Origin of the sequence: Streptomyces sp. NPDC086077, assembly GCF_040686175.1 — a bacterium.
Classification (GTDB): Bacteria; Actinomycetota; Actinomycetes; order Streptomycetales; family Streptomycetaceae; genus Streptomyces.
Genome location: NZ_JBFBJT010000005.1, coordinates 1 through 4,542, shown reverse-complemented (window position 1 = coordinate 4,542; position 4,542 = coordinate 1). Strand labels below are relative to the sequence as shown.

At 72.4% G+C, this 4,542-nt stretch carries 4 protein-coding genes; 2 read left to right on the top strand and 2 right to left on the bottom strand.

Annotated features, from left to right (window positions below):
• Positions 1-554: 554 nt before the first annotated feature.
• The gene (locus tag AB0O67_RS02390; RefSeq protein WP_129797489.1) at positions 555-992 is read right to left on the bottom strand and encodes a DUF4442 domain-containing protein; all 438 of its coding nucleotides are present in this window, start codon (positions 990-992) and stop codon (positions 555-557) included.
• Between the two features lie 285 nt (positions 993-1,277).
• On the opposite strand from AB0O67_RS02390, the gene AB0O67_RS02385 reads away from it, so the two are divergent.
• The gene (locus AB0O67_RS02385) at positions 1,278-2,294 is read left to right on the top strand and encodes a hypothetical protein (protein WP_365444775.1); all 1,017 of its coding nucleotides are present in this window, start codon (positions 1,278-1,280) and stop codon (positions 2,292-2,294) included.
• 112 nt (positions 2,295-2,406) lie between these two features.
• Positions 2,407-3,639 (top strand): MFS transporter, encoded by a 1,233-nt coding sequence (locus AB0O67_RS02380; RefSeq protein WP_365445059.1) that lies wholly within the window; start codon positions 2,407-2,409, stop codon positions 3,637-3,639.
• Here the strand turns inward: AB0O67_RS02380 and AB0O67_RS02375 are convergent.
• A complete protein-coding gene (locus AB0O67_RS02375; protein WP_365444772.1) occupies positions 3,601-4,446 on the bottom strand; it encodes a fused MFS/spermidine synthase in 846 nt (281 codons plus the stop codon). The genes AB0O67_RS02380 and AB0O67_RS02375 overlap by 39 nt on opposite strands.
• Between the last annotated feature and the right edge of the window lie 96 nt (positions 4,447-4,542).

The following is a 4,542-nucleotide window of genomic DNA, read 5'->3' as shown; positions in this document are numbered from 1 at the left end:
TTTTGCGGGGGGGGGGGGGCGGGGGGGGCCCCCGCCCCCGCCCCCCACGCCGCGCAGCCTACCGGGTCACGACGACACTCCCGGGTCCCACAGATCGCACCGGTGCTCCTGTCCCACGGTCGTGCTGAGCGTTGCCACCGAGCGAGAGGGCGAGCCGACGACAAGCGAACGCGGGCCCCCTGGGGTGGGGTGACTCCGGAACGACGGAGGGGCGGTTCAGCCCAGCGGCGGCCGCCGCCTCGTGCGACGTGGCCGCCGCCTGAACCGCGTCCGCCAGGTGGTGCGCGCCCACTTCGGCTCGCGGTGGGGCGACGGGCGCGGCGGGCCGGGGCTGTTCGTCGCAGCAGCCGGCCTGGGCGACCAGGGTCTCGTACTCGCCCGGCGGGGTCCCGGACTCCTGGCCGCTCGGGCCGACGTCACTGCCCTGGTCGTCGCCGTGGTGGTCTCCGTCACCGCACGGCGCCATCCCGTCAGGACGACCCGCGGGTCCCCGCGAAGAGGTCATTGCGCGAGAAGGGCCCCGCCGGTGCGCCGGGCCCTTCTCGGAGAGACTCTCAGCTGTTGGGACGCAGAGTCCACACCACGGTCATCTCCGTGGTCACCGCCCCGTCCTCGCGCTGGATCGCGACGGCCACCGGGAACTCGGGACGCTTGCCCTCGTCGAGCTCGGCGACGACCTCGGCGGCCGGGCGCCCGAGGGTCGCGGTGGCCGTGACGGGGCCCAGGGCGATCTTCTTGAACGCGATCTCGGCATGCACCGGCAGCGGCACGGCCCGCGAGAGCTGGTCACCGAACGCGGCCAGCACGATCGCGCCACTGGCCGACTCGCCCAGGGTGAACATGGCACCCGCGTGCGGCCCGCCGACGTGATTGCGGTACTCGCTCTGGTCCGGCAGGGCCAGCACGGCCTTCTCCGGGGTGGTCTCCAGGTACTCGAGGTTCAGCGTCCGAACCATCGGCACCGTGGCGGCGAGCAACTCGCCGATCGACATCTGATCTGCGCTCATGGCCGCATGTTACCCACGAGTAGCCCCTACTGACCAGATCCGCGCGATGATCGTCGTACCATCGCGACGCACGCGCCCAGGAGATCAGCCTCCGCCGGGCGGACCGCCCCCACGGCTCGGCCTCCCAACTCACGGCCCGCGTGGCCGGGTTCACCGCACTTCCTCGGCACGGTACGGCTGTGCGCCACGCCCTCGGATTCCTGAATTGCTACGTCCCTGACAAAGCCCGGTGACCGAATAGTGTCCCTGGCCCTACTAGGGTTACCGCTCATGTGGCCAGGAGAGCAGCCGCCCGGGGGCGAGCAGAACCCGCAGGGACAGAACAACCCGTACCAGCAGCCGGGGTACCAGCAGCCGAATCCGTACCAGCAAGCGGGATACCAGCAGCCCAACCCCTATGCGCAGCAGCCGCAGTGGGCCACGCCCGTGCCGATGGGGCAGCCGCAGCCCGGCGGGAGCGGGGGCGGGGGCGGCAACCGGACGAAGCTGGTCGCGATCATCGCGGCCTCCGCCGTGGTCCTGACCGCCGGTGTCACGGGCTTCCTGGTCCTCGGCGGCGACAAGGACGACAAGGCCGACGGCGGCGACAAGCCGAAGACGAGCCAGTCGCCGTCGACCTCCACGGAGCCCAGTGACTCCGCGTCGGGGTCGGAGGACAACCCGCGCAACAGCGAGGCCGAGAAGCCGACGATCGACGGCTGGAAGGTCGTCATCAACCCCAAGCGCGGCGTCGCCTTCGACGTGCCGGCGGACTGGGAGGTCGAGTCGCCGGGGATGACCATCGGCTTCGAGGACGACAAGTCGGACAGCGGTGAACCGCTGATCGTGATGTCGGCACCGGCGTACTACAAGTCGAAGTGGTGCACGACCGACGAGAACAAGGACGGCCGGACCGAGGACACGCACCTGGCCGCCGTGGGCACCAAGGGTGCCGACGGCGCCAAGGACACCGACGAGGTCGCCATCAACACGGTCCCCTGGTGGGTCTACGGCGGCTACACCCAGCCGGACAAGAAGAGCATGAAGTTCGAGAAGAAGGCGGAGCCCTACACCACGAAGTCGGGCATCGAGGGCAGCATCGCCTGGGCCGAGTCGACGAACACGCCCCAGAAGGGCAAGTGCGCCAGCGACGGCAAGGCGGTCACGTTCGGCTTCAAGAACTCCGTCGGCGACTTCGTGTCCTGGAACTTCTACGGAGCCAAGGGGGTCGAGGGCGAGGTGCCCAAGGCGACCATCATGCAGATCCTGAGCACCGTGCGGCTGCACGGGGAGCCCACCGGGGGCTGACGCACAATCGGTTTGGCAAGTCGGGGGTCGGGCGGTGATAGTCGGCCGGTGAAAAACCGTCGCCGGAGCCTCCCGCCCCCGCAGACCCGCCTGGGCGGGACGCAACTACAGCCTGCTGACCGCCGCGGCGGTCGTCACCCACCTCGGCAGCAACGGCGCGCTCGTCGCCGCCGCGTTCGCCGTGCTGGAGGCGGGTGGCGACGGCGGTGACGTGGGCCTTGTGGCGGCTGCCCGCACCCTGCCGCTGGTGCTCTTCCTCCTGATCGGGGGCGCGGTCGCGGACCGGCTGCCCCGGCACCGCGTGATGGTCGCCGCGAACGCCCTCAACTGTGTCTCGCAGGGCCTGTTCGCCGTCCTGGTCCTCGCCGGCGAGGCACAGCTGTGGCACATGATGCTGCTGAGCGCGCTCGGCGGCACCGGCCAGGCGTTTTTCGGCCCCGCCGCCGAAGGCATGCTGATGTCCTCCGTGCAGGGCGATCAGGTGAGCCGCGCGTTCGCGGTGTTCCGGATGGCGATGCAGGGTGCGGCCCTGGGCGGGGCGGCTGTCGGTGGTGCGATGGTCGCCGCGATCGGACCGGGCTGGGTGCTCGCGGCGGACGCGGCCGCGTTCGCCGTCGCCGGGGCGCTGCGCGCCTTCCTCGACGTCAGCCACATCCCGCCGCGCGAACCGGGCGGAGGGCTGCTCGCCGATCTGCGGGAGGGCTGGCGGGAGGTCGCCGGCCGGCCGTGGCTGTGGGGTGTCGTCGTCCAGTTCTCGATCGCCAACGCGGTGGTGGCGGCCGCCGAAGCGGTCTACGGCCCGCTGGTCGCCCGGGACCATCTGGGGGGAGCCGCGCCCTGGGGGCTGGCACTGGGCTTCTTCGCCGCGGGCACGGTCGTCGGCGCGCTGCTGATGACCCGCTGGAAACCACGCCGGCTGCTCCTCGCCGGCACCCTCGGTGTCTTCCCGCTGGCCCTGCCGTCCGCGGCGCTGGCGGTGCCGGTGCCGGTCTGGGGCCTGTCCGCGGTGATGTTCGTGACCGGGGTGACGCTGGAGATCTTCGGGGTCTCCTGGATGACCGCCCTGCATCAGGAGATCTCGGAGGACAAGCTCTCGCGCGTCTCGGCGTACGACTGGTTCGGCTCGGTCGCGATGGTTCCGCTGGCGACGGCCATGGCGGGCCCGGCCGAGGTGGCGTTCGGGCGGACGGCGGCGCTGTGGGGCTGCGCGACGCTCGTCGTGGTGGTCACGGCGGCGGTGCTGTGCGTCCCGGACGTGCGCAACCTGCGGCGCCGTACCCATCCGGTGGCCAAGGGCGCGCCGGCCTCAGCCGACGCGGAACGTCCCGTCGGGGGGCTCGGGTGAGGGGACCGCGTCCGCGTCCACGACCGGCCGGGCGTCCCCGATGAACGCCCGCAGCGCGGGCCCGTGTTCGACGCGGGCCGGGAAGGCGTCGGCGGCGGTGCGGCGGGCCAGCGCCGCCGTGTCGAGCGGACGCTGCGCGGCGACCAGCACCGCGTTGCCGAACCGCCGCCCGCGCAGCACGGCCGGCTCGGCGATCAGCGCGAGTTCCGGGAACGCGGTGGCGAACGTGGCCAGCTGGGAGCGGAGGAAGGCGAACGGCGCGGCGTCGGCCAGATTGGCCATGTAGACCCCGTCGGGGCGCAGCACCCGCTCGACGTCACGGGCGTAGCCGACGGAGGTGAACCCGGCCGGCACCCGTGAGCCGCCGAAGACGTCGCCGACGACCACGTCCGCCGAGTCGGCCAGGGCGCCGGCCAGCCAGTCCCGGGCGTCCGCGACGTGCACCGCGACTCCGGCACCCTCGCCGACCGGAAGATACTCGCCGACCAGATCCACCAGCCCCTGGTCGGCCTCCACGACGTCCTGCCGTGATCCGGCCCGCGTCGCCGCCACGTACCGCGGCAGGGTGAGCCCACCTCCGCCGAGATGCACCACGTCCAGCGGCCGGCCCGCCCGCGCCACGCCGTCCAGCACATGCCCGAGCCGCCGCACGTACTCGAACTCCAGATACGTCGGCTCGTCGAGGTCGACGTAGGACTGCGGCGCCCCGTCGACGGTCAGCAGCCAGGCCCGCTCCCGGTCGACGTCCGGCATGAGCTTGGCGGTGCCGTGATCGACGACTCGGCTGACAGGTATCGGCTCACTCACGGCTCCATTGTGCCGGGGCGCGCGCCGCCGAGGTCACGCCCCGGCGCGGGCGGTAGGAGAAGTCCTTACGGAGCTTCGCGGAGTTGACCCCGGCCG